General features: G+C 45.9%; 18 protein-coding genes. 15 read left to right on the forward strand and 3 right to left on the reverse strand.

Annotated elements, in window-relative coordinates:
• Positions 1-44: 44 nt before the first annotated feature.
• Positions 45-2,711 (forward strand): pyruvate, phosphate dikinase, encoded by a 2,667-nt coding sequence (gene ppdK / locus ACK28X_RS06515; protein ID WP_412057601.1) that lies wholly within the window; start codon positions 45-47, stop codon positions 2,709-2,711.
• A 167-nt stretch (positions 2,712-2,878) separates the two neighbouring features.
• Here the strand turns inward: ppdK and ACK28X_RS06520 are convergent, their stop codons facing one another.
• Positions 2,879-3,154: a DUF1153 domain-containing protein gene (locus ACK28X_RS06520; RefSeq protein WP_412057602.1), complete on the reverse strand. Its 276-nt coding sequence runs from the start codon at positions 3,152-3,154 to the stop codon at positions 2,879-2,881.
• A gap of 316 nt (positions 3,155-3,470) precedes the next feature.
• On the opposite strand from ACK28X_RS06520, the gene mnmA reads away from it, so the two are divergent.
• The 4 genes from mnmA to ACK28X_RS06540 all read left to right on the forward strand — a co-directional run bounded on the left by mnmA (position 3,471) and on the right by ACK28X_RS06540 (position 6,313).
• Positions 3,471-4,655, forward strand: a complete 1,185-nt coding sequence (gene mnmA, locus ACK28X_RS06525) for a tRNA 2-thiouridine(34) synthase MnmA (protein WP_412057603.1) — start codon at positions 3,471-3,473, stop codon at positions 4,653-4,655.
• Between the two features lie 57 nt (positions 4,656-4,712).
• Positions 4,713-5,498, forward strand: a complete 786-nt coding sequence (locus tag ACK28X_RS06530; RefSeq protein WP_412057604.1) for a ComF family protein — start codon at positions 4,713-4,715, stop codon at positions 5,496-5,498.
• Positions 5,499-5,630: 132 nt separating this feature from the next.
• A complete protein-coding gene (grxC, locus tag ACK28X_RS06535; protein WP_412057605.1) occupies positions 5,631-5,894 on the forward strand; it encodes a glutaredoxin 3 in 264 nt (87 codons plus the stop codon).
• Positions 5,891-6,313 (forward strand): DUF1178 family protein, encoded by a 423-nt coding sequence (locus tag ACK28X_RS06540; RefSeq protein WP_412057606.1) that lies wholly within the window; start codon positions 5,891-5,893, stop codon positions 6,311-6,313. The genes grxC and ACK28X_RS06540 overlap by 4 nt, the downstream gene beginning before the upstream one ends.
• Positions 6,314-6,434: 121 nt before the next feature.
• On the opposite strand, the gene ubiG is transcribed toward ACK28X_RS06540, so the two are convergent.
• Positions 6,435-7,196, reverse strand: a complete 762-nt coding sequence (ubiG, locus tag ACK28X_RS06545; RefSeq protein ID WP_412057607.1) for a bifunctional 2-polyprenyl-6-hydroxyphenol methylase/3-demethylubiquinol 3-O-methyltransferase UbiG — start codon at positions 7,194-7,196, stop codon at positions 6,435-6,437.
• A gap of 175 nt (positions 7,197-7,371) precedes the next feature.
• On the opposite strand from ubiG, the gene ACK28X_RS06550 reads away from it, so the two are divergent.
• The 10 genes from ACK28X_RS06550 to ACK28X_RS06595 all read left to right on the forward strand — a co-directional run bounded on the left by ACK28X_RS06550 (position 7,372) and on the right by ACK28X_RS06595 (position 21,950).
• Positions 7,372-8,658, forward strand: a complete 1,287-nt coding sequence (locus ACK28X_RS06550; protein WP_412057608.1) for an aspartate kinase — start codon at positions 7,372-7,374, stop codon at positions 8,656-8,658.
• A gap of 208 nt (positions 8,659-8,866) precedes the next feature.
• Positions 8,867-11,134, forward strand: coding sequence for a phosphoenolpyruvate--protein phosphotransferase (gene ptsP, locus ACK28X_RS06555; protein WP_412058308.1), 2,268 nt, complete (start codon positions 8,867-8,869; stop codon positions 11,132-11,134).
• Positions 11,135-11,346: 212 nt separating this feature from the next.
• Positions 11,347-12,228 carry a c-type cytochrome biogenesis protein CcmI gene (gene ccmI, locus ACK28X_RS06560; protein ID WP_412057609.1) on the forward strand — a complete coding sequence of 294 codons (882 nt, stop codon included), beginning with the start codon at positions 11,347-11,349 and terminating at the stop codon, positions 12,226-12,228.
• A gap of 2 nt (positions 12,229-12,230) precedes the next feature.
• The gene (gene ccmE / locus ACK28X_RS06565; RefSeq protein ID WP_412057610.1) at positions 12,231-12,725 is read left to right on the forward strand and encodes a cytochrome c maturation protein CcmE; all 495 of its coding nucleotides are present in this window, start codon (positions 12,231-12,233) and stop codon (positions 12,723-12,725) included.
• A 4-nt stretch (positions 12,726-12,729) separates the two neighbouring features.
• Complete coding sequence (locus ACK28X_RS06570) at positions 12,730-14,721, forward strand: heme lyase CcmF/NrfE family subunit (RefSeq protein WP_412057611.1); 1,992 nt, start codon at positions 12,730-12,732, stop codon at positions 14,719-14,721.
• Between the two features lie 26 nt (positions 14,722-14,747).
• Positions 14,748-15,176: a cytochrome c-type biogenesis protein CcmH gene (locus ACK28X_RS06575; protein WP_412058309.1), complete on the forward strand. Its 429-nt coding sequence runs from the start codon at positions 14,748-14,750 to the stop codon at positions 15,174-15,176.
• A gap of 101 nt (positions 15,177-15,277) precedes the next feature.
• A complete protein-coding gene (locus tag ACK28X_RS06580; protein ID WP_412057612.1) occupies positions 15,278-16,765 on the forward strand; it encodes a Do family serine endopeptidase in 1,488 nt (495 codons plus the stop codon).
• 60 nt (positions 16,766-16,825) lie between these two features.
• Positions 16,826-17,512, forward strand: coding sequence for a winged helix-turn-helix domain-containing protein (locus ACK28X_RS06585; protein WP_412057613.1), 687 nt, complete (start codon positions 16,826-16,828; stop codon positions 17,510-17,512).
• Positions 17,509-18,909, forward strand: coding sequence for an ATP-binding protein (locus ACK28X_RS06590; protein ID WP_412057614.1), 1,401 nt, complete (start codon positions 17,509-17,511; stop codon positions 18,907-18,909). Before ACK28X_RS06585 ends, ACK28X_RS06590 begins: the two co-directional genes overlap by 4 nt.
• Positions 18,910-18,962: 53 nt before the next feature.
• Positions 18,963-21,950, forward strand: a complete 2,988-nt coding sequence (locus ACK28X_RS06595; RefSeq protein ID WP_412057615.1) for a bifunctional [glutamine synthetase] adenylyltransferase/[glutamine synthetase]-adenylyl-L-tyrosine phosphorylase — start codon at positions 18,963-18,965, stop codon at positions 21,948-21,950.
• Between the two features lie 30 nt (positions 21,951-21,980).
• Here ACK28X_RS06595 and ACK28X_RS06600 read toward each other — a convergent pair whose 3' ends face one another.
• A complete protein-coding gene (locus ACK28X_RS06600; RefSeq protein ID WP_412057616.1) occupies positions 21,981-23,186 on the reverse strand; it encodes a pyridoxal phosphate-dependent aminotransferase in 1,206 nt (401 codons plus the stop codon).
• Positions 23,187-23,327 lie beyond the last annotated feature (141 nt).

The raw sequence follows: 23,327 nt of genomic DNA on the forward strand, positions 1-23,327 counted from the left end.
GTGAGAACGCATTCAGTAAAAGCGCGGCGCGGAGGGTTTTAGGGATGACAAAATGGGTCTATCGTTTTGGAGACGGTAAGGCAGAAGGGACGGCGAGTGATCGCAACCTTCTAGGAGGGAAGGGTGCAAACCTTGCTGAGATGAGTAACCTTGGGTTGCCAGTACCACCAGGTTTTACAATTACGACCGATGTTTGCACCTTTTACTATGAAAACGGTCATCAATATCCGCCGCAATTGCGCACGGATGTGGCTGAAGCTTTGGCCGTAGTCGGGGCTCAGACAGGGCGGTGCTTTGGAGACCCTCAAAAACCATTGTTGCTTTCTGTCCGTTCAGGGGCTCGTGCCTCTATGCCTGGCATGATGGATACGGTTTTAAATCTTGGTCTTAATGATGAGACGGTCAAAGCAATTGCTTTGGAAGCAAGAGACGCGCGTTTTGCTTATGATAGTTATCGTCGATTTATTCAAATGTATTCTGACGTAGTTTTGGGCGTTGATCATGGCCTTTTTGAAGAAATCCTTGATGACACTAAAGCTCGTTACGGCTATGAAGTTGATACAGAAATTAATGCCGCACAATGGCAAGAGGTGATCGTAGCTTATAAAGCCTCTGTTCAAAAAGAATTGGGAAAACCTTTCCCGCAGAATCCTGAAGATCAGTTATGGGGGGCGATTGGTGCGGTATTTTCTAGTTGGATGACGCCGCGAGCAATCACCTATCGGCGCTTACATAATATACCCGAAGGCTGGGGTACAGCGGTAAATGTGCAGGCAATGGTTTTTGGTAATATGGGCGATGATTCCGCAACTGGTGTAGCCTTTACGCGCAATCCTTCTACGGGTGAATCCTCTCTGTACGGTGAGTTTTTAGTTAATGCACAGGGAGAGGATGTGGTAGCAGGGATCCGAACACCGCAAAATATTAGCGAAGAAGCACGACTCGCTGCGGGTTCAGAACGCCCCTCTCTTGAAAAATTGATGCCGCAAGCCTTCGCCGAATTTTGTCAAATTGCTAAAAAGTTAGAGATGCATTACCGTGATATGCAGGATTTGGAATTTACTATTGAGCGCGGCAAATTATGGATGCTGCAAACGCGTTCAGGAAAGCGTACTGCCAAAGCAGCTTTGAAATTGGCAATTGACATGGTGGCAGAAGGGTTGATCAGCCGCGAAGAGGCGATTAAGCGGATTGAGCCGCAATCACTTGATCAACTTTTGCATCCAACGCTTGATCCAAAAGCCCCGCGGCAGCTCGTTGCCTCTGGTTTGCCAGCTTCGCCCGGCGCAGCAGTGGGAGAGGTTGTTTTTTCTTCTGAGGCTGCTGAATTAGCAGCAGCTGAGGGCCGCAAAGTTATTTTGGTTCGTATTGAGACAAGCCCCGAAGATATCCACGGGATGCATGCTGCTGAAGGTATTTTAACCACGCGAGGCGGCATGACAAGTCATGCTGCTGTGGTAGCCCGTGGCATGGGTAAGCCTTGCGTTTCGGGGGCAGGAACTTTGCAGATCGATTATAAAACTGGCCTTATGACAGCAGGAAATCAAAGATTTGTTCAGGGTGATATTATCACCATTGATGGAGGCAGTGGCCAAGTCTTTAAAGGTGCTGTTGCTATGCTCCCTTCTGAACTTTCTGGCGATTTTTCTCAATTAATGGAATGGGCTGATGCAGTGCGGCGCATGAGAGTAAGGTGTAATGCCGAAACACCTTCTGATGCGCGGATGGCGCGTAGCTTTGGGGCTGAGGGGATCGGCTTATGTCGTACAGAGCATATGTTTTTTGCTTCTGATCGCATTATAGCTATGCGCGAAATGATTTTAAGCGCTGATGAAGTAGGAAGACGCAAAGCCTTAGACAAGCTGTTGCCTATGCAGCGGTCTGACTTTATTGAGCTGTTTGAAATTATGCGCGGCTTGCCGGTGACGATTCGGCTTCTTGACCCACCTTTGCATGAGTTTTTGCCTCATACTGCCGCTGAGATTGCTCAGGTTGCACAATCTATGGGCGTAAAGGATGAAGCATTACGGATGCGAGCGCAGCAATTACATGAATTCAACCCTATGTTAGGCCTACGTGGCTGTCGGTTAGCGATTACTTATCCAGAAATTGTTGAAATGCAAGCGCGGGCTATTTTTGAAGCAGCAGTGGAATCACATTATGCGGCGGAAGCGGGGGGGCAGATAGAGATTATGGTGCCTTTGGTAGCTTTGAAAGAAGAGCTTGATTTTGTGAAAGCGCATATTGATCGGGTCGCAGCTGCGGTGATGAAGGAGCAAAACGTAGGGATTGATTACCGTGTGGGCACGATGATCGAATTGCCCCGCGCAGCTTTGCAGGCTGGCGAAATCGCTCAAACTGCAGATTTTTTCTCCTTTGGAACCAACGACTTAACCCAAACTACTTTTGGCATTTCTCGCGATGATGCTGCACCATTTTTGCAAATTTATGCGCAGAAAGGTCTTTTGGAGCGCGATCCCTTTGTGTCCATTGATCCAGAGGGGGTAGGTGAATTGATAAGTACGGCCAGCATGCGCGGGCGTGCTAGCCGACCAGGGCTTAAATTAGGAATTTGTGGGGAGCATGGCGGTGATCCAGACTCTATTGCATTATGTGAAAAATGGGGATTGGATTATGTCTCTTGCTCACCCTTTCGTGTACCAATTGCCCGTTTGGCAGCTGCACAAGCGGCACTGAAGAGCCGAGCTTAAAACCATTGCCGAAGGGGGATTCGGTGAGGCGGTGGCGCCTAAATTTTACAAGGATAGGCTTTGTTTTGCCTATCCCTGTAGTTTTATTTGATTAAAGCCTTTGTCCGCTCATACTTTTTGTGATGGAATGTTGCTTATCCTTACAGCCTTTCTTCAACAAGGAAGCTTTAATGGCGATATTGTTGGATACGCGTGGTTCGAAGACCTGCTAAACCGTGTTCATCAATAGAGCTTTGCCAAGAAAGAAACTCTTCCATAGTTAAAGTATAGCGTTGGCAGGCTTCTTCTAAGCTTAGTAAGCCGCCGCGAACAGCCGCTACGACTTCCGCCTTGCGGCGAATAACCCAGCGGCGGGTTGTTCTGGGGGGTAGATCGCTCAAAGTGAGGGGGCTACCATCGGGGCCGATAACGTATTTTGTATGTGGTCTTATTAATTCGGTCATTGCACTCTCTATATTTTTTCTTCAAGGACCAATTCACAGTATAGCGGAGGAGCTTTAAAAAAGGCCTAAGGAAGCATTAAAAGAGCGTTAACTCTATGATAGAAGGCATTATTCAGATTATGTATTTGTATTTTTTGCTTTTGGGGCGTTTTTCAATTTTCTTTTCTGGAAGAGTGTAGGATGGAAGTTATTTTATAGATTTGACATGGGAGTAGAGGCGTAAGAGTTGCGTCAAAGGGTCGCTGTAGGTATAATGGTAGTTGGTCGGGGCGCAAAGCCTTGCTTGGGTGTTGGCCTCTATGGATAAAGGTATGTTATGTCTCTGAATAGTCTTGATCTACCTAAACGCCCTGCAGATACGCGGGTTGTTGTTGCTATGTCCGGTGGGGTTGACTCCTCGGTTGTTGCTGGGCTTTTGAAAAAGGAAGGGTATGACGTTATCGGGGTGACCTTACAGCTCTATGATCATGGTGCCGCTACGCATAGGACAGGCGCTTGCTGTGCGGGGCAAGACATAGAAGATGCACGACGTGTTTGCGAAACTTTAGATATCCCCCATTATGTCTTGGATTATGAGTCGCGTTTTCATGAGGCGGTTATCGCTCCTTTTGCTGAAAGCTATGCCCATGGTGAGACGCCGATCCCTTGTGTTGCTTGTAATCAAACTGTAAAATTTGCCGATTTATTGGAGACAGCACGCCAATTGGGTGCTGATGCTTTGGCGACGGGCCATTATATCCGTAGCCAACAGCATGGTGCGCATCGTGCCTTGTTTAGGCCTGTTGATGAAGACCGTGACCAGAGTTATTTTCTTTTTGCTACAACCCAAGAGCAAATTGATTATTTGCGTTTTCCTTTAGGCAATTTGCCAAAGGCTACAGTTCGCGCTTTGGCAGCAGAAATGGGTTTGACGGTAGCTAATAAACACGATAGCCAAGATATTTGCTTTGTACCCCAGGGAAAATATTCTGACATTATTGCCAAATTGCGACCTGATGCCACTAATCCAGGCGATGTTGTACATATTGATGGGCGTATTTTGGGTCAACATAGTGGTATTGTGAACTATACGGTAGGGCAAAGGCGTGGCATTGGGATTGCTGTAGGTGATGCTTTATATGTGGTTCATCTTGATGTGGCGGGCAGGCGTGTAATTGTAGGGCCGCGCGAAGCGCTCCATACTCATAAGCTTTTTTTGCGCGATATGAATTGGTTAGGTGATGATTCTATCCCTCACGGCGGGCTAAAGGTTGCGGCAAAAGTTCGCTCGACACGCCCACCTCGTCCCGCGATTTTGCGCTCTGAGGCAGGGCAGTTTTCTGTTGAGCTTTTAGAAGGTGAAAGCGGCGTCGCTCCTGGGCAGGCTTGTGTATTATATGATCAAGATGGCGCTGGTGCTCGCGTTTTGGGGGGTGGGTTCATTACACATTGTGAACGGGAAACAGAGGCTGAACAGTTGTTGCAACGTTTACTGCAGCAAGACGCAAAAAATGTTGCTTAATGGATAGTACGAAGAGCTATTGCTATCTGTGTTATGTAAAAGCGGCGGGGCGTGGTTATGGGGGCATTTTTTCAGGCCGTTATAAAGAGAGGCGTGCGGCTTTTATTGCCGCCCACTTGTTTAGGGTGTCAATGCCTTGTAGCAGAGCTAGATAGCTTATGCGCCGATTGTTGGAAAGATTTGCAGTTTATCGTAAAGCCTTATTGTTTAGTCATGGGCACTCCCTTTGCCTATGATTTAGGGGAGAACCTCTTTAGTAAGCAAGCTTTGCGTCATCCACCGCCTTATAAACGGTTGCGTTCTGCAGTGGTTCATAAGGGTATAGCGCGGCGTCTTATAACAAGCTTAAAATACGCAGATCGTCCTGATATGGCGCGTTTAATGGCCGGATGGATGCAAAGGGCAGGCGATGAATTGTTAAAAATCGCGGATATAATTATTCCTATACCGCTTCATTTTCGCCGATTTTGGGTTCGTAAATATAATCAATCAGCTGAATTAGCACGTTTAATTGCTCGCAAAGAGGGCAAAATTTTTGCACCTCAGTGGTTGGTGCGTAGACATCATACGCGCCCGCAAGTGGGTTTGAATTTTGATGAGAGAAAACAAAACATAAGAGGTGCTTTTTATGTGCCACCTTGCTTTCATTCAGCATTAAAAGACCGTAGAGTTTTAGTGGTTGATGACGTGTTTACTACGGGGGCAACGGTTGCGGCGGCGGCGCATTGCTTATTGAATGCTGGTGTGAAGCAAGTGGATGTATTGACCTTTTCTCGCGCTCTTACTGATGAGGCTATATCCCCTTTAGAAGGTGGCTTTTTGAATGGGTCGCTTTTATCGTAAGAAGGAGGGGCTGTGGTTCTAAAGTTTGGTTTGTGGCGTATCTATTATATTCAGGGTTATAGCTTTGACATAAGACTTATTCATGGTTTAAAATAGGCGCCTTAAGAACCAAGGCGTATACTGTTAGGAGACATGATTATGAGTATCACTATTTATACCCGCCCCGGTTGCCCTTATTGTATCAAGGCGCGTGATCTTTTGGATAAAAAAAAGGCGGTTTATGAAGACATTGATGCCTCTACCGATTTACGAGCGCAAATGGTGAAGCGTGCTAATGGTCGCAATACATTTCCACAAATTTTTATTGGTGACCTTCATGTGGGGGGGTGTGATGATCTTTATGCTTTAGATGCTGAAGGTAAACTTGATCCTCTTTTGGATGCCTATAGACAATGATCCACTTTCGCCTCCATTGTGAACACGAGCATGAGTTTGAGGGTTGGTTTCGTAATAATGAAGATTTTGCCCACCAAAACCAATCGGGCTTAATTGAATGCCCTTTTTGTGGCTCGCTTTCTATTAGTAAATCTTTGATGGCTCCCGCTGTGGTAACGCGCGGCCAAAATGATGATACTTTGAAACTGAATGATAAAGAACGAGATCGCCATAAAGCTTTGCGCGATATTATTAGCCGCTTTTACCAAAATGCACATTACGTAGGAGCACGCTTTGCTGAAGAAGCACGCCAAATGCATTTTGGCGAAAAAGAAAGGCGTAGCATTTATGGGGAAGCTAGCGATCAAGACATTGCTACACTTTTAGATGATGGCGTGGATATTATACCGTTACCACGACTGCCGGAAAAGCAACACTAAACGCTGTTTAGTGCGTGGGTTATTTAGATGCTATGTTTATTTTGCAGTTATCCCTATGTAGCGTAAGATAGTAACGCTTTAAGCATAAAATATTATTAATTAAATACGCCTTGCTTAGGTTTCACTCAAGCCGGCGGGCGAGAATCATATAATTGACATCCATATCGGGGGATAGGTGCCAATTATCCCTTAGAGGATTATAGCGCATACCTGTCTCATCAATAATACTAAGGTTTGCTTGGCGAAGGTGATTCTTGATTTCAAGGGGACGTAAGAACTTTTTGTAATCATGCGTGCCTTTGGGTAACCAGCGCAGGACATATTCTACCCCTACAATTGCTAAAGCCCAAGCTTTGACGGTGCGGTTGAGAGTTGCCACAAACATGAGGCCTTGTGGTTTTAGCATTTGTGCAGTTTTTGTGAGAAAAAAAGCAGCGTCTGCTACGTGCTCAACTACTTCCATATTAAGAATGACGTCAAATGTTTCTCCAGCTTCTTGTAACGCCTCTGCGGTGGTGGCACGGTAGTCAATCAGCAGGCCGTTATCGCGGGCATGGCTTTTAGCTACTTCAATATTAATGGCTGAGGCATCGGCTCCCACAATTTCAGCCCCAAGTCGCGCCATGGGTTCGCAAAGAAGGCCACCGCCGCAACCAATATCTAAAAGACGTAGGCCTCGCAAGGGTTGAAAAGTTTTTGGGTCACGATCAAAAGCTATGCAAATTTTTTTGATGATATAGGTAAGACGGATGGGGTTGAATTTATGGAGAGGGCGGAATTTACCTGTCGGATTCCACCATTCCGCCGCAATACGCGAGAATTGGTCAACTTCTGATTGGTCTATGGTGGTGGGGGCAGCTCTTTCTTTGGTGGGTTTAGACATACAATCTCCTTATTGAGAATATATAAATCAAATGTAAAAACCTAGCAAGTCGTAGAGAGAAGCTGATGACAAGTTGATCTTGCGCAAATATAAGATATTGAGTATTAGACGGATAGGATTTAGAAATATTGTCTAAATTTGCATCATGAGATAACTTAAATTCAAGAGTAGGCCAATGGCGCGCATCGTCATGAAATTCGGCGGTACATCCGTCGCGGATATTGAACGTATTCGCAATGTAGCGCAACACGTTAAACGTGAGGTTGATGCTGGCCATGAAGTGGCGGTAGTGGTTTCTGCTATGGCAGGAAAAACTAATGAATTGGTGGGGTGGACAAAAACCATTTCTGTTATGCATGATGCCCGTGAATATGATACGGTCGTTGCGTCAGGAGAACAAGTGACGGCGGGGCTTTTGGCTCTTGCTTTGCAGGAGATCGGCGTGCACGCTCGTTCGTGGTTAGGCTGGCAAATTCCGATTCGTACAGATAATGCTCATGGCGCGGCGCGAATCCGTGAAATTGACGGTACTTTTTTATTACAAAGGTTTAAAGAAGGGCAAGTGGCTGTTATTGCTGGGTTTCAGGGACTGGCTCCTGATAATCGAGTGGCTACTTTGGGGCGTGGCGGTTCGGATACTAGTGCGGTAGCGGTGGCAGCTGCTCTGAAGGCGGATCGCTGTGATATTTATACTGATGTAGATGGGGTTTATACTACTGATCCGCGCATTGAGCCTAAGGCGCGACGTTTGCCAAAGGTTACATTTGAGGAAATGTTAGAAATGGCCTCTTTGGGGGCGAAGGTTTTGCAAGTGCGCTCGGTGGAGTTAGCGATGGTGCATAAGGTGAGGACATTTGTGCGCTCCAGTTTCGCAGACCCCCATGCTCCTGGTATGGGTGATGCGCTTAATCCACCTGGGACTCTAATTTGCGATGAGGATGAAATCGTGGAACAACAAGTTGTAACTGGTATTGCGTTTGCTAAAGATGAGGCACAAATTTCTTTACGCCGTTTAGATGATCGCCCAGGCATTTCTGCGGCCATTTTTGGCCCACTTGCTGACAGTCATATTAATGTGGATATGATTGTACAAAATATCTCTGAAGATGGGTCAACAACGGATATGACCTTCACCGTTCCTTCGGCAGATGTCGAAAAGGCGGTAGCGACTTTGCAAAAAAAGCGTAAAGAAATCGGTTTTGATATTATTCAATCAGAGGGCGATCTTACAAAAATTTCGGTTATCGGGATCGGTATGCGTAGCCATGCAGGCGTTGCAGCTACTGCCTTTAAGGCCCTTGCCGAAAAAGGCATTAATATTCAGGCGATTACCACCTCAGAAATAAAGATCTCTATTTTGATTGATAGCGCTTATACAGAATTAGCGGTGCGCACTTTACATAGCGTTTATGGTCTTGATCAGGGTCGACAGGGAACATCGTCATCAGCTAGCGTCATGTGATTTTTATTCCTTTTATTATTTGCGATGATTTTTTAGGTAAGCGCGTATTGAAGCGCGTGCTTTAAGTATTATAGGATTTTGGCTGGCCTATAGGATGGAGAAGGCTATAGCGCCTGCGTAGAGTGAGAGCAAAATATATTTGCTCTCTTGGGAGTGCCTGCCCCCTCCTCTTTAAATTGGGATGGGTAGAAGTAGGAGAGGCGCAATGATGCGGGAGAGCCATTCAGATCTACGGGTTATGTTGAAGTGGTTGCGCGGGTTTATGGCGGAAGCGATAGACCCACAATTACGACTTGATCGTATTGTGACCAAGATCGCCCAAAATATGATTGCAGAAGTTTGCTCTTTTTATGTTTTGCGCTCGGATGGATTTTTAGAGCTTTATGCTACCCATGGGCTTAACCCTAATTCGGTTCATTTGGCGCAATTACGTTTGGGGCAGGGGCTTGTAGGGGTAATTGCTGCTACAGCGCGCCCGCTTAATTTGACCGACGCCCAACGGCACCCCGCTTTTGCTTACTTGCCCGAAACGGGAGAGGAGCTATATTCTTCTTTCCTAGGCGTGCCTATTTTGCGAGCGGGTCGTACTTTAGGCGTTCTTGTTTTACAAAATCGTAGCCAACGCGGTTACAGTGATGATGAAGTGGAAGCGTTGGAAACTATCGCCATGGTACTAGCAGAAATGGTGGCGACGGGAGATTTGCCGCGGCTTTCAACATCATTGCCTGATATAGACATTCGACGTGCTTTTACCCTGAGTGGGCAGCCTCTAAATGAAGGAATTGGGCTTGGCCATGTAGTTATCCATGAGCCGCGTATTGTGGTCACGCATCTTTTTAATGAAGATAGTCAAGCCGAAAGCGATAAGCTTGCAAAGGCTCTTGAATCCTTGCGTGTATCTATTGATGAAATGCTCGCGCGTAGTGATGTAGCTCTTGAAGGTGAGCATCGCGAGGTTTTGGAAGCTTACCGTATGGTCGCTCATGACCGCGGCTGGGTACGGCGCTTACAAGAAGCAATTTATAATGGCCTTACTGCTGAAGCAGCGGTAGAAAAGGTTCAAGCTGATACGCGCGCTCAGATGATTCATTTAAAGGATTCTTATCTACGTGAGCGCTTGTCGGATTTTGATGATTTGGCTAATCGCCTCTTACACCTTTTGATGGGGCGTACGCGTGAAGCGATTGCTTCTTCTCTTCCTAAAGATGCTATCTTGGTAGCGCGCTCAATGGGAGCAGCGGAGCTTTTGGATTATCCTCGTAGCCATATTCGAGGTTTAGTCTTAGAGGATGGCTCTCCCACAAGCCATGTGGTGATTGTGGCGCGTGCCATGGCGGTGCCCGTGGTTGGGCAAACTAAAGGAGCAATTTCTCTTTGTAAAAACGCAGACGCTATTATTGTGGATGGCGACGGGGGGAAGGTTTATTTGCGCCCGCTTGCCGATATTGAAGAAGCTTACAGTGAAAAGGCGCGCTTTCGCGCGCGGAGGCAGAAATTTTATCGTGATCAGCGTGATATCCCTGCCGTTACTAAAGATGGGGTGCCAATTACCCTTTTGATGAATGCTGGACTTTTGGTTGACCTACCCCATTTAAAGGAATCAGGTGCCCAAGGAGTAGGGCTTTTTCGAACGGAATTGCAATTTATGATTGCCTCCACTTTTCCGCGGGCTCAGCAACAAGAAAAGCTTTATCGCAACGCTTACAAAGAGGTTGGCCAAGCGCCTATTACTTTCCGCACACTTGATATTGGTGGCGATAAAATCCCCGCTTATTTCCGAAGCAAAGGACGTGAGGAAAATCCTGCTTTGGGATGGCGTGCCATTCGTTTGACCTTAGATAAACCAGGCTTTATGAGAATTCAATTACGCGCCTTACTCAAAGCGTCGGGAGGGCGCGAATTACGACTTATGTTACCTATGGTTACCCAAGTAGAAGAGATTTACCAAGTGCGGCAATTGATCAGTCGTGAAATGGCATATCTTGAGCGTTTCAATCATTCCGTTCCTAGCCGTCTAAAGTTGGGGGCGATGATCGAAGTCCCAGCGCTTTTATTCCAGCTTGATGCATTGATGCAGTGCGTGGATTTTGTCTCAGTGGGATCCAATGATTTATTTCAGTTTTTCATGGCGGTAGATCGAACAAACTCTGACATGGAAGGTCGTTTTGACTTGCTTTCGGTTGCTTTTCTACGCGCATTACGACACATCGTCGAGGCGGGGATGCGTCATCAAACGCCCGTCACTCTATGCGGAGAAATGGCGGGGAGTCCACTTTTTGCATTGGCATTGTTGGGCCTAGGCTATCAGCGTATTTCTATGGCACCATCGGCAATAGGGCCGGTAAAATCTATGATTTTAGAGCTTGATCTTAAGGCTTTGCAGCAAGGGCTTTTAGAGCAACTATTGAGACCAGATGTTCTTAATTTACGGACTTGGCTTTTGGCATTTGTTAATCAGCATAATATACAACTTTAGACAATGGGGTTATTTTTGCTGCGGGGGAGGCGCTGTGAGACAAGCCTTGTATGTCTTTGATTATTTCAGGACTTAGTAGAAGAAGAGACAACTGTTCTTCTCTTTGAAAGTCATCGTGCCGTAGAGTGGTTTTTCGCTGCTCATTTGATGGTTTTGGTACAGATTGCATAGTAAGGATAGATTTTTGTAGAAATCTTCGCTATGGTCAAGTAATGCTTGTTTGGATCTGCGCTACTTTTCTTACTATTCTTGTGACCTATATTGCCTTATTGTCGTTACAAAGAGGGGAGGGGGCATTTTCTGTGGGCATAGAAGAAACAAGTTTTTATAATAAACAAATGCAAGAAATCGCTGCCGATTTTAACCGCGGCTTGATTGATGAAGACAGCGCTCAGGAAGCGAGATTGGAACTTGCCCGCCAGCTTTTGGCCGCTAAAAAGGTAGCTAGCATTTCAACTCAGCCTCCCATTTATCACCCTTTTAGGCGCTTTATTGTGACAGTAGTGTTACTCTTTATTCCAATTTTTAGTTGGGGGCTTTATGCCTTTTTAGGTAATTCAGAGGTAAAAAGCCGCCCCTTTCAAGTGCTGATGGATCGTAATCCGGCATCTTTGAGTGGGGCGGAACAATTGGTGCAACTTGAAGCTTTGTTTGCACGTAATCGACGCGATGGGCATTTGGCCGATGAGTTAGCGGTGGCCTATCTCACGGCAGGACGCTTTCAAGATGCTGCTAATAGTTATTTGGCCGCTTTACGCATCAATGGTGAGTCTGCTCCCCGTTTGGTTGGCTATGGTATGGCAATCACCAATTACGAGGGTGGGGTGGTAACAAAGACGGCTCAAGATGCTTTTGCAGAGGCCGCGCGCATTGCCCCAAACGATTATTACCCGCATTTGTTTTTAGCGCAAGCTTTAGAACAGGGGGGCAAAAGGCAAGAGGCGATCGCGGTCTTAGAACAATTTTTAGCGCATACAGCGCTTTCGCAAGATTCAAAAATAATGGCAGCGCGGGTTAACGCTCAAGCAGTGATTGAACGCTTAGAGCAAGGCTTACCTAAAAAGTCCCTCGCCCAGCCAAAGAAGGAAGATTAAGCGTGAAAGTACAGGTAAATAGCCCAGAAGTACCAGCTAAAGCTTCGCTTCGCTTTGGGCTCAAGCGTCGCAAGCGCCAGCGTCTTATCATGCTTATTATTGTTTTATTGGTTTTAGCGGTTGCTACCGGTTTAGTACTTTACGGTTTGAGGGGTAGCGCAAGCTTTTTTCGTATGCCATCAGAAATCACGCAAGAAGATATTCAAAGCCAGAGGCCTTTACGGTTGGGTGGTTTTGTGGGCGCTCATAGCGTTGAAAAGTTTAGCGACGGCGCGGTGCGTTTTCTAGTTACAGATTCTAAAAAAGGAGAGCCCGTCGTCTTTCGAGGCCTTTTACCTGATTTATTTCGCGAGGGACAAGGGGTGATTGTCGAGGGTCGCTTTAATTCTCAGAGGGTTTTTATTGCTGAACGTGTTCTCGCCAAACATGATGAAACTTATATCCCCAAAGATATTGCAGATCGTTTAAAGGCGCAGGGTCTTTGGGAGGGAAGGTAAGCAAGTGCTTATTGAACTGGGACATTTTTCGCTTACTATGGCGTTAGCCATTAGTGTGGTGCAAGCTATTTTGCCGCCCTTGGGGGTTTATTGGGATGATGAGCGCTTTATGCGTGCGGCCACGCCTTTATGTTATATGATATTTCTGTTGACCTTTTTTGCGTTTTTTACATTGACCTATGCCTATATTGTTTCGGATTTTTCCGTACTAAATGTTGTGGAAAACTCTCATTCTGAAAAACCACTTCTTTATAAAATCACCGGGGTTTGGGGTAATCACGAAGGCTCTATGCTATTGTGGGTTTTGATTTTAAGCGTTTTTAGTTGCCTTGTTGCGGGTTTTGGGAGGGTGTTGCCCATAACACTTAGGGCACTGGTTTTAGCTTGCCAAAGTTGGATTGGTTGTGCCTTTTTATTATTTATCCTTTTTACTTCAAACCCCTTTTTGCGAGCACCACCTGCGATTTTGCAGGGGCGTGATCTTAACCCTATTTTGCAAGATATTGGTCTTGCTGTTCATCCACCGCTTCTTTATTTGGGCTATGTAGGTTTTTCGGTGTGTTTTTCCTTTGCGGTCGCAGCTTTATTTTTGCATCGTGTGGACGCTTTATGGGCACGCTTTGTCCGGCCTTGGGCCTTGGTATCTTGGATTTTTTTGACGGGCGGCATTATGGTAGGCTCTTATTGGGCTTATTATGAATTAGGCTGGGGCGGCTATTGGTTTTGGGATCCCGTGGAAAACGCTTCGCTTATGCCATGGCTCGCGGGTACCGCTTTGCTTCACTCAGCTATTGTTTTGGAGAAGCGTGGCGCACTAAAGATATGGACCATATTTTTATCCCTTCTTACCTTTTCTTTTTCGCTAATGGGAACATTTTTAGTGCGTTCAGGGATTTTAACTTCGGTACATAGTTTTGCTGTTGATCCCTTACGTGGCCAAGCTATTTTGGCTATTTTAGCTATTTTTATCGGAGGGGCTTTATTACTCTTTGCTTCGCGCGCTTCACTTTTGAAAACTGGGGGTCTGTTTCATCCCATTTCGCGTGAGGGCTTTTTAGTTTTTAATAATCTTTTTTTAACTGTTGCCGCTGCTACGGTTTTCATCGGCACGCTGTACCCCCTTTTGCTGGAGGGGCTTACAGGGCATAAGATTTCGGTAGGGGCGCCCTATTTTAACTTTACTTTCGGCGCGCTCATGTTACCACTTTTATTATTTGTGCCCTTTGGCCCGAGCATGGCTTGGAAACGGGGAGATTTTTGGGCTGTATGCCAGCGGTTGTGGCTGGTGGTTTTACTAGCAATAGCGGCTTGTTTTGTCTTTTTTTATCAAAGCCAGCCTCGGGTCGCTTTGGCCGCCTTAGGCGTGGGGCTTGCGGCCTTTGTGTTTTTTGGTGGTCTTGTAGATTTATGGACGAAAAGCGGTCCTTTTAAGACGCCAATTGGTTTGCGGCTTAGGCGGCTCTATCACTTGCCCCGTGCTATCTTTGGTACTTGTTTGGCTCATATGGGCTTGGGCATCACACTTTTTGGCATTATTATGGTGACCACCTTTAGTCAAGAGCGTATCCTTACCATGCGTCTGGGCGATACGATACAAATTGGCAATAAAGCAGTGCAGCTACGGTCTGTACAAGAGGGCGATGGCGCTAATTATACAGCAACAAATTTCCACTTTACGGTGCGAGGAGAAGAAAGCGATTCTTCTGATGTTGTTGCTTCTAAGCGGTTTTATCCAGTTCAAAAAATTCCCACTACCGAAGCAGGTATTCAAAGCCGTGGTCTTTCTCAACTCTATATTGCACCAGGTGATTACCAAGCTCAGGGGCTAGCATTACACATTTGGTGGAAGCCTTATGTTATTTGCATATGGTTAGGCGGTTTATGGATGATGCTGGGTGGTTGCCTTTCTTTATCCGACCGTCGTTTGCGGGTGGGAGCACCAAAGCGTCCTATCCGAAGGTTGAAAGATAAAGCAGAAAAGGGGAGTAAAGAGTGAGGTGGTCTACCTGGATTTTTGCGATTATGCTGCTTATGCTGCACAGCGCACTGGCAGTGCAGCCCGATGAAATGCTTGAGAACTCAGTGTTAGAGGCGCGCGCGCGGGCGATTTCTTCGCAGTTACGTTGCTTGGTTTGTCAGAACGAATCGATTGACGATTCAAATGCTTCCCTTGCTCATGATTTACGACTTTTGGTGCGTGATAGGTTAAAACATGGTGACAGCGATCAAGAAGTGATTAACTTCCTTGTGGCGCGTTATGGTGAGTTTATTTTATTACGTCCGCGCTTTGAGCCAAAAACATGGGTTTTATGGCTTTCGCCATTGGCTTTGGTGCTGGGAGCGGGCGGGGCAATTATTTGGCGAGGGCGGCGCTATAATAGGCAACACTATCCCCCTTTGGATGAAGATGAGCAACGTCAATTAGCTACCCTGCTGGAAAAGGCTGAATAGACATTTTTTCTAATCTAAACAATATTTAATGTAAGCGTCATGGCTTGGTAATATTAGTTTTCCTATCTTATTACAAAGAAGATGTAAGAAGGAGCTATGAAATGCCACAATCCAATCTTTGTAAAATATTGGCCGTTATTGGTCTCTCTACGGCTTTGGCGAGCGGTATGGTTTTTGCCGAAGGCGGTGCGTATGCCAAGCCAGTTTTTATTGAGGGCGCGCGCCAACAAGGTTTTGCCGATGTAGTGGCGCTTGTTAAGCCCGCAGTTGTTTCTGTGCAGGTTAAAAGTGATAAGCAAGATAATGACCAAAGTTTTACCAGTTTTTTTAGCGGTCCAGGCTTTGATCAATTGCCTGATGGTCATCCCCTAAAGCGTTTTTTTCGTGATTTTTATGGCCGTGATCTAAGGCCAAACAAGCCTTCTTCGCGCCAAAAACATTTGCGCCCCGTGGCACAAGGTTCTGGTTTTTTTATTTCAAAGGATGGCTATATCGTTACCAATAATCATGTGGTTAGTGATGGAACGGCTTATTCGGTTGTGCTTGATGATGGCACAGAACTTGATGCTAAATTGGTTGGCACTGACCCGCGCACCGATATTGCAGTTCTTAAAGTAAATGATAGCAAGCGGGAATTTACCTATGTCGATTTCGCTGAGGATTCTAAGGTCCACGTGGGTGATTGGGTAGTTGCGGTCGGGAATCCTTTTGGTTTGGGCGGTACTGTGACAGCGGGGATCATTTCTGCCCGCGGCCGTGATATCGGTGCCAATGTTTATGATGATTTCTTGCAAATTGACGCGGCAGTTAATCGTGGCAATTCGGGTGGGCCTACTTTTGATCTGCAGGGTCAAGTTGTAGGCATTAATACGGCAATTTTTTCGCCTTCAGGCGGTAATGTAGGGATTGCCTTCGCCATTCCAGCTTCTACTGCAAAACAGGTTGTTGAGCAATTGGTTAAATACGGTACAGTCAAACGTGGGTGGATTGGGGTAGTTATCCAAGGGTTGACTAAAGAAATGGCTGAAGGGTTAGGCCTTCCTGATACTAATGGAGCATTAGTAGCTGATATCAGTCCCGCCGATGGGCCAGCAGCCAAAGCGGGAATTAAAGCTGGTGATGTTATTCTTTCTCTTAACGGTGAAAAGATTATCAATTGGCGTAATTTTGCGCGCCGTATTGCCAATATTCACGCAGGGGATAGTGCTATTTTGAGCGTATGGCGAGGTGGTAAAGAGCAGGATATTACCGTGAAAATTGGAGAATTGAAAGGTGATGATGAGAAGGGCGATAGCGCTTCTTCTTCAAAAGACCAAAGTGCCGTGCGGCTTTCTGATTATGGCCTGATGGTTACCCCTTCTGATGATGGGCCAGGGTTAGTCATCACACGAGTGTACTCTGATTCAGATGCTGCTGAGCGAGGGTTGCGGCCTGGCGATGTGATTGTTGCGGTGAATAATCGAGAGGTCAATCGCTCATCGGATATATTGGACGCTATTAAGGAGGCAAAAAAAGCCGGTCGTAGCGCTATTGTATTGCGGGTGCAGACTGATGGGCAAAACCGTTTTATTGCTTTGCCTATTAAATAATGCTTTATAAAGAGCCCATGCGGGGGCATCAGCCCCCGCTCATTGATCATAAGAGGCTTTATGAAAATACTCTTAATTGAAGATGACAAAGAGGCAGCGTGCTATTTAGAAAAAGCTTTGCGAGAGGCTGGGCATTGTGTCAATATCGCTGGCGATGGCGAAAGGGGCTATATTTTGGCTGAAAATGGCGCCTATGATGTGTTGATTGTTGATCGTATGCTGCCCCAGCGTGATGGGCTTTCTGTAATAGCTGCTTTGCGTGCAAAGGGATTGGAAACCCCCGTCCTTATTCTTTCAGCTTTGGGGCAGGTGGATGATCGCGTTACTGGCTTGCGTGCAGGCGGCGATGATTACCTCACCAAGCCTTATGCTTTTTCAGAACTTTTGGCTCGAATAGAGGTATTACAGCGCCGTAAAAATCCGCGTGAGGCCGAAACTTTTTACCGCGTGGGCGACTTAGAGCTTGATCGCCTTGCCCATATTGTTAGGCGTGGCCATCAGGTGATCTCTCTACAGCCGCGCGAGTTTCATTTGCTTGAATATTTAATGCGCCATGCAGGGCAGGTAGTTACCCGTACTATGTTATTAGAAAATGTTTGGGATTATCATTTTGATCCACAAACGAATGTGATTGATGTGCATATTTCCCGACTGCGCGGTAAGATAGAGAAGAATTTTCAAGCGCCTATTCTTCATACAATACGTGGGGCGGGCTATATGTTAAAGGCTGTTGAAAAGCCGCAATGAATAGGTTCAGTGCTCTTTTAAAAACTACGGCGGTGCGTTTATCAGCGCTTTATATCTTGTTGTTTTGTCTTGTGGCGGCTGGGCTATCTTTTTATATGGTGTCGCTTTCTGTTTCTATGGTCACAGAGCAAACCCAAGAATCGTTACGTGAAGAATTGGCCAATATTCAGCATACTTATCAAGACGGTGGTTTGGCGCTTTTGGTGCAAGTAATTGACCGAAGGGCGCGCCAACCGGGCGCTTTTTTATATTTGATTACTGATCCATTCGGACGGGTTTTGACAGGTAATGTGGCTAGTATTGCGCCCGGTGTACTAAAGGGAGGGAATATCTTGGCAGACTCCTTTTATTACACGCGCTTTGGTGATACAGAGCAAAGTGGTAAACACCGAGCGGTCGCGGCTTTAGTAAATTTGCCAAATGGTATGAAATTATTGGTGGGCCGCGATTTGGGGGAGCCTGTAAAATTTATAGGTATTATCCGTAAAGCAATGCTCATTGCTTTTGCGGTTATGGGCGGGGGTGCTTTGTTGATTTGGCTGTTTATTGGCAGGCGCGCCTTGGAAAGTATTAACCGGGTGAATGAAGCATCTAAACGAATCATGGCGGGTGATTTAAGCGGTCGCTTGCCTGTTTCTGGTGCGGGCGATGAGTTTGATCGTCTTGCTATGAATTTGAATATTATGCTTGACAGAATTGAAGAGTTGAATGTGGGTCTGAAGCAAGTCTCTGATAATATTGCCCATGACCTCAAAACTCCGCTCACTCGTTTGCGCAACCGCGCTGAAGAAATGTTGATGAGTGAAAAAAATTATGAAGCCTATCGCCAAGGACTTGAAGGTATTATTACTGAATCGGATCAGCTTATTCGTATTTTTAATGCGATATTGACGATTTCTTATATTGAAGCTGGCCCTACGGGCACTGAATTTGCAGAGCATAATTTAAAAGAATTGCTCGAAGATGCCGCTGAAATTTATGAGCCTGTTGCCGAAGAAATGGGCGTGGAGCTGATATTAGAGGCGTGTTTTGATTATAGCTTGCCTGTGAACCGTGAATTGGTAGCGCAATCTATGTTTAATCTCATAGATAATGCAATTAAATATGGGTGTGATCAGGGGACGGCACCTCGAGTGACACTTTCTATGGAGCAGGATGAAAATTATGTCCGCCTTGTTGTGTGTGATAAGGGCGTTGGCATTGCACAGGATCAGTGCGAAAAGGTAACAGAACGTTTTGTACGCTTGGAGACTAGCCGCACTAAGCCTGGCTTTGGTATCGGTTTAAGCCTAGCTAAAGCGGTAATGAAATTGCATCATGGAACGCTTATTCTTGAAGATGCACAGCCGGGTTTGCGTGCAGTTTTGGCTTTTCCGTGTATTAAAGCGGGTGTTTAAGCTAGCGGCTAGCGAATGATTGCATTTGGCAGAATCTCCTTTACACTAAGCGCATGAAACATGGCTTTTTATATCAAGATCTACGTTTTCTCTTTCCCCACAATGAAAGCGACTCTAGCTTACTCCATGATTTGGCTTTAAAGGCTCGTACTGAAGGCTTGACTGCTTTGGGAGCTTTTCTAGAAACTCCAAGCGCCGGTACGGCATTTCTTGGGACGGTAATGGGGCTTTCGCCTTTTTTGCGATCTGCTTTTTATAAAAATCCTCATTACCTTATGCCTTTATTGAGCGAGGGGGTGGGAGCGCGCCTTGCAGTTTTGCTTGATGAAATTTCGACCTATCCACATCAAGAAACGCTTTATGAAGCGGGATTGATGCGTTTTTTGCGTCAGAAAAAGCAGGAAGCGCAGTGCCTTATTGCTTTGGCGGATTTGGGCGGGGCTTTTGATATGGTCGCTTCATGCCATTGGCTTACTCGCTTGGCTGAAGCTTGCCTTTCAACTGCTTTAAGTTTTTTGCTAAGGGAAGCACATAAAGCTGGTAAGATCTGCTTATTAGACGAAAATCGGCCGGAAGAGCAATGCGGCTTGGTTTTATTGGCAATGGGAAAATTGGGCGCTTATGAGCTCAACTATTCATCTGATATTGACTTGATCGCGTTGATTGATGAAACTTCACCCCATATCGGAGCGCCTTTTGAGAGCCTTAATTTCTTTGCTAAATTGCTGCGGCGTCTTACACGCATTTTGCAAGAGCGTACTGAAGATGGCTATGTGTTTCGCCTTGATTTGCGCTTACGGCCCGATCCAAGCGCTACACCGTTGGCTTTGCCTATGGGGATGGCTTTGCGCTATTATGAGGGACGTGGTCAAAATTGGGAGCGCGCGGCTCTTATTAAAGCACGTCCTGTAGCTGGTGATATTGCGGCGGGGGTGCGATTTTTGGACGAGCTATCCCCCTTTATCTGGAGAAAATATCTCGATTATGCATCAATTAAAGATATCCATTCGATTAAGCGGCAAATCCATACCCACAAGGGCCATGGGACGATTACGGTTTCCGGTCATAATATTAAATTAGGCCGCGGCGGTATTCGTGAGATTGAGTTTTTTGTTCAAACGCAACAGTTAATTGCCGGCGGCCGTTTTGCTGCTTTACGGGGGCGCAGCACGATAGAAATGTTAGGCGCTTTATGTGCTTTAAGTTGGATTGATGAGAAGAGCCGCGAAGATCTTATCCGTATTTATAGTTTTTTGCGTGATGTTGAACATCGTATTCAAATGCTTTATGACGCGCAAACTCATATTTTACCAGAAAATGATGAGGATTTCGACCGTGTAGCACGGATGATGGGGTATAAAGATGCGGTTAGCTTTAGCACTACTCTTTTGGCTAATTTGCAAATGGTAGAACATTATTATGAGGCACTGTTTGCTCAAGAAAAGGATTTGGGACTTGAAGTTGGCAACTTGGTCTTTACTGGGGAGGCAGATGACCCAGAAACGCTAGAAACTTTGCGAAAATTGGGGTTTGAGCGCCCTAGCGATATGTGTCGTATCATTCGGGGTTGGCATTTTGGGCGTTATAAGGCTACCCAATCGGTTGAGGCGCGTGAACGCCTGACCGAACTTATGCCTTTACTTTTAAGCGCTTTGGCATCTACTTCTTCTGCTGATATGGCACTTTTGCGCTTCGATGCATTTCTTTCAGGTCTTCCTGCAGGTATTCAATTGTTCGGTTTGCTACAATCCAATCCTGCTCTGTTGGATATGCTGGTATTGATTATGGGTGCAGCACCACGTTTGGCGGCAATTATCACCCGTAAGCCGCATATATTTGATGGTATGCTTGATCCAAGCCTCTTCTCTTGTTTGCCTAGCAAGTCCTATCTAAATGAGCGTTTAGAGCATTTTCTTGCGCCTGCGCGTGGCTATGAAGAAAGCCTTGATCTTTTGCGAATTTTTGCTGATGAACAGCGTTTTTTGATTGGAGTTCGTTTGCTTAATGGCATCATTGACGGCGCACGCGCCGCACGTGCCTTTAGCGATCTTGCTGATCTCATGCTTAACCGCACTCTTCCTTTGGTTATTACAGAGTTTACTAAACAGTATGGTCATCTGAAAGGAGGGCGTATCGCCCTTCTTGGTATGGGGAAATTGGGCAGTTTTGAACTAAGCGCCAGTTCAGACCTTGATCTTATCTTGATCTACACTCATGATGACGATGCAGAAATGTCTGATGGCGCAAAACGGCTTTACCCATCGCAATATTATACGCGTCTGACGCAAAGGTTAGTTTCTGCTCTTTCGGCTCCTACTAGTGAAGGGGTGCTTTATGAAGTAGATATGCGCTTGCGTCCTTCTGGCAAAAAGGGCCCCTTAGCCGTGCCTTTAGCTACTTTTGTAAAATATCAAAAAAATGAAGCATGGGTCTGGGAACATTTAGCTCTAACAAGAGCCCGCCCCATTGCTGGCGATGAGGTTTTATGTGCAAGCTTAGCTATTGAGATTAAGGATATTATTGACATGCCGCGGCAAAGGCAGTTGCTTGCTCGCGAAGTGAGCGAGATGCGCATACTTATGGAAAAAGAAAAACCTGCAAAAAACTTATGGGATTTGAAAAACATTTCTGGTGGTTTGGTGGATCTTGAATTTATTGCACAATTATCTGTCTTAAAGCAGCAAGTGCCTTTTAATATCGGAGCGACGACAGGTGAAATTTTTCAAGCTTTGGAAGGTCATTTTACGCTACAGTTACCTGAAAATACTGCATGTAATGACGGTAGATTCTTTGCGCATCAAAGCGTAGTAGATTTTTCTCTTTTAGGTGAGGCTTATGAGTTCTATACAAATCTTAGCCAAATTGTACAGCTCTGCTTGGAGAGTGATTTCAACCCTGAGCGTATGCCACACCATTTGGCGCATGTATTGCAAAAGGTAACGGGGCTTCCCGATCTTGAGCGAATTATATGCCAAATAAGACATTACGGACAAGCAGTTAGATCTGCTTTCAGGGCATTTTTACAAGAGGAAGGTCTTTAAGGCGGCGTGAGCTATCGCCGCCTATAGCTATTAATTTATGAGGCTAGCACAGAACCGTTGGATGCGGCGGCATGCTTCTTCTATAAGGGCGTTGGATGTTGCATAGGAAATACGGAAAGTCCCGTCCACACCAAAGGTAGAACCATGAACCACCGCCACGGCTTCCTCTTCAAGAAGCGCAGTGACAAAGTCTTCGTCATTGCGGATAAGTTTACCGGTTTGGGTCTTTTTACCTAAAAGAGCAGCGCAAGATGGGTAAACATAAAAGGCGCCTTCTGGTGTTGGACAATAAAGCCCTGTTGCTTGGTTAAGCATAGAAATTACAAGATCGCGTCTCGCTTGGAACACCGCTTTGTTGTTGGCGATAAAATCTTGAGGTCCATTCAAAGCTTCTACCGCTGCCCATTGGGCAATAGAACAAGCACCTGAAGTTTGCTGACTTTGAAGAGTATCCATAGCTTTGATCAATTCTACAGGGCCGCCCGCATAGCCAATGCGCCATCCTGTCATAGCATAGGCTTTTGAAACGCCATTCATAGTCAGGGTACGTTCATAAAGCTGGGGCTCTATTTGGGCTGGAGTTACAAAGGCTTCATTCCCATAATAAAGATGTTCATAAATATCATCGGTCAGGATATGAACATCGGGGTATTTGAGCAGAGTATTGGTAAGTTTTTTTAATTCGGCGTGGCTATAGGTCGCACCAGAAGGGTTTGAAGGAGAATTGAAGATAAACCATTTGGTTTTCGAGGTAATGGCGGCTTCTAGATCTTCCGGTTGCAATTTATAGGCGTTTTCAGCTTTGGTTTGCACAAATACAGGCACCCCGCTATTTATTGAAACCATTTCGGGGTAGCTTACCCAATAGGGGGCGGGGATAATGACTTCATCGCCAGGGTTGAGAGTAGCCATAAGAGCGTTGAAAAGCACTTGCTTACCACCTGTCCCGACGATAATCTGGTTAGGTTGGTAAGTGAGGCCGTTTTCGCGTTTGAACTTTGCACAAATAGCTTGCCGTAGTTCAGGAATTCCAGCCACGGGGGTGTATTTCGTCTGCCCTGCAGCCAAAGCCTTAATGGCGGCGTCTTTGATATTTTCTGGCGTATCAAAATCGGGCTCACCAGCGGTAAGCGAAATCACATCGCGTCCAGCAGCTTTGAGTTCACGCGCTTTTTGCGCTGCGGCAATAGTGGCTGAGGGTTTTATACGGGCCAAGGTATTGGCAATAAAAGCCATAATTCCAACTCCTATTTCGGTGGGTGGGTTGTGGATATTATACAGATAAGCCTAGGATGTACGTTTATAGGATAAGTGCTTTTCTAGGCGTGCGCAAGGTATGAAAGTAGTGTTTTGTTAAGCCTTCTAAGCAAAAGCCAA

This window comes from Bartonella sp. DGB2 (assembly GCF_046843095.1).
In the GTDB taxonomy this organism is placed as follows: Bacteria; Pseudomonadota; Alphaproteobacteria; order Rhizobiales; family Rhizobiaceae; genus Bartonella.

Bases quoted from the DNA above. Each gene is read 5' to 3' on its own strand.
- ACK28X_RS06520 (WP_412057602.1), bottom strand. From the start codon at position 3,154: ATGACCGAATTAATAAGACCACATACAAAATACGTTATCGGCCCCGAT.
- ACK28X_RS06580 (WP_412057612.1), top strand. From the start codon at position 15,278: ATGCCACAATCCAATCTTTGTAAAATATTGGCCGTTATTGGTCTCTCT.
- ubiG (WP_412057607.1), bottom strand. From the start codon at position 7,196: ATGTCTAAACCCACCAAAGAAAGAGCTGCCCCCACCACCATAGACCAA.
- ACK28X_RS06550 (WP_412057608.1), top strand. From the start codon at position 7,372: ATGGCGCGCATCGTCATGAAATTCGGCGGTACATCCGTCGCGGATATT.
- ACK28X_RS06530 (WP_412057604.1), top strand. From the start codon at position 4,713: ATGGGGGCATTTTTTCAGGCCGTTATAAAGAGAGGCGTGCGGCTTTTA.
- ccmI (WP_412057609.1), top strand. From the start codon at position 11,347: ATGCTTGTTTGGATCTGCGCTACTTTTCTTACTATTCTTGTGACCTAT.
- ACK28X_RS06600 (WP_412057616.1), bottom strand. From the start codon at position 23,186: ATGGCTTTTATTGCCAATACCTTGGCCCGTATAAAACCCTCAGCCACT.
- ACK28X_RS06575 (WP_412058309.1), top strand. From the start codon at position 14,748: ATGCTGCTTATGCTGCACAGCGCACTGGCAGTGCAGCCCGATGAAATG.
- ACK28X_RS06595 (WP_412057615.1), top strand. From the start codon at position 18,963: ATGAAACATGGCTTTTTATATCAAGATCTACGTTTTCTCTTTCCCCAC.
- ACK28X_RS06585 (WP_412057613.1), top strand. From the start codon at position 16,826: ATGAAAATACTCTTAATTGAAGATGACAAAGAGGCAGCGTGCTATTTA.
- ptsP (WP_412058308.1), top strand. From the start codon at position 8,867: ATGCGGGAGAGCCATTCAGATCTACGGGTTATGTTGAAGTGGTTGCGC.
- grxC (WP_412057605.1), top strand. From the start codon at position 5,631: ATGATTATGAGTATCACTATTTATACCCGCCCCGGTTGCCCTTATTGT.
- ppdK (WP_412057601.1), top strand. From the start codon at position 45: ATGACAAAATGGGTCTATCGTTTTGGAGACGGTAAGGCAGAAGGGACG.
- ACK28X_RS06540 (WP_412057606.1), top strand. From the start codon at position 5,891: ATGATCCACTTTCGCCTCCATTGTGAACACGAGCATGAGTTTGAGGGT.
- ACK28X_RS06590 (WP_412057614.1), top strand. From the start codon at position 17,509: ATGAATAGGTTCAGTGCTCTTTTAAAAACTACGGCGGTGCGTTTATCA.
- mnmA (WP_412057603.1), top strand. From the start codon at position 3,471: ATGTCTCTGAATAGTCTTGATCTACCTAAACGCCCTGCAGATACGCGG.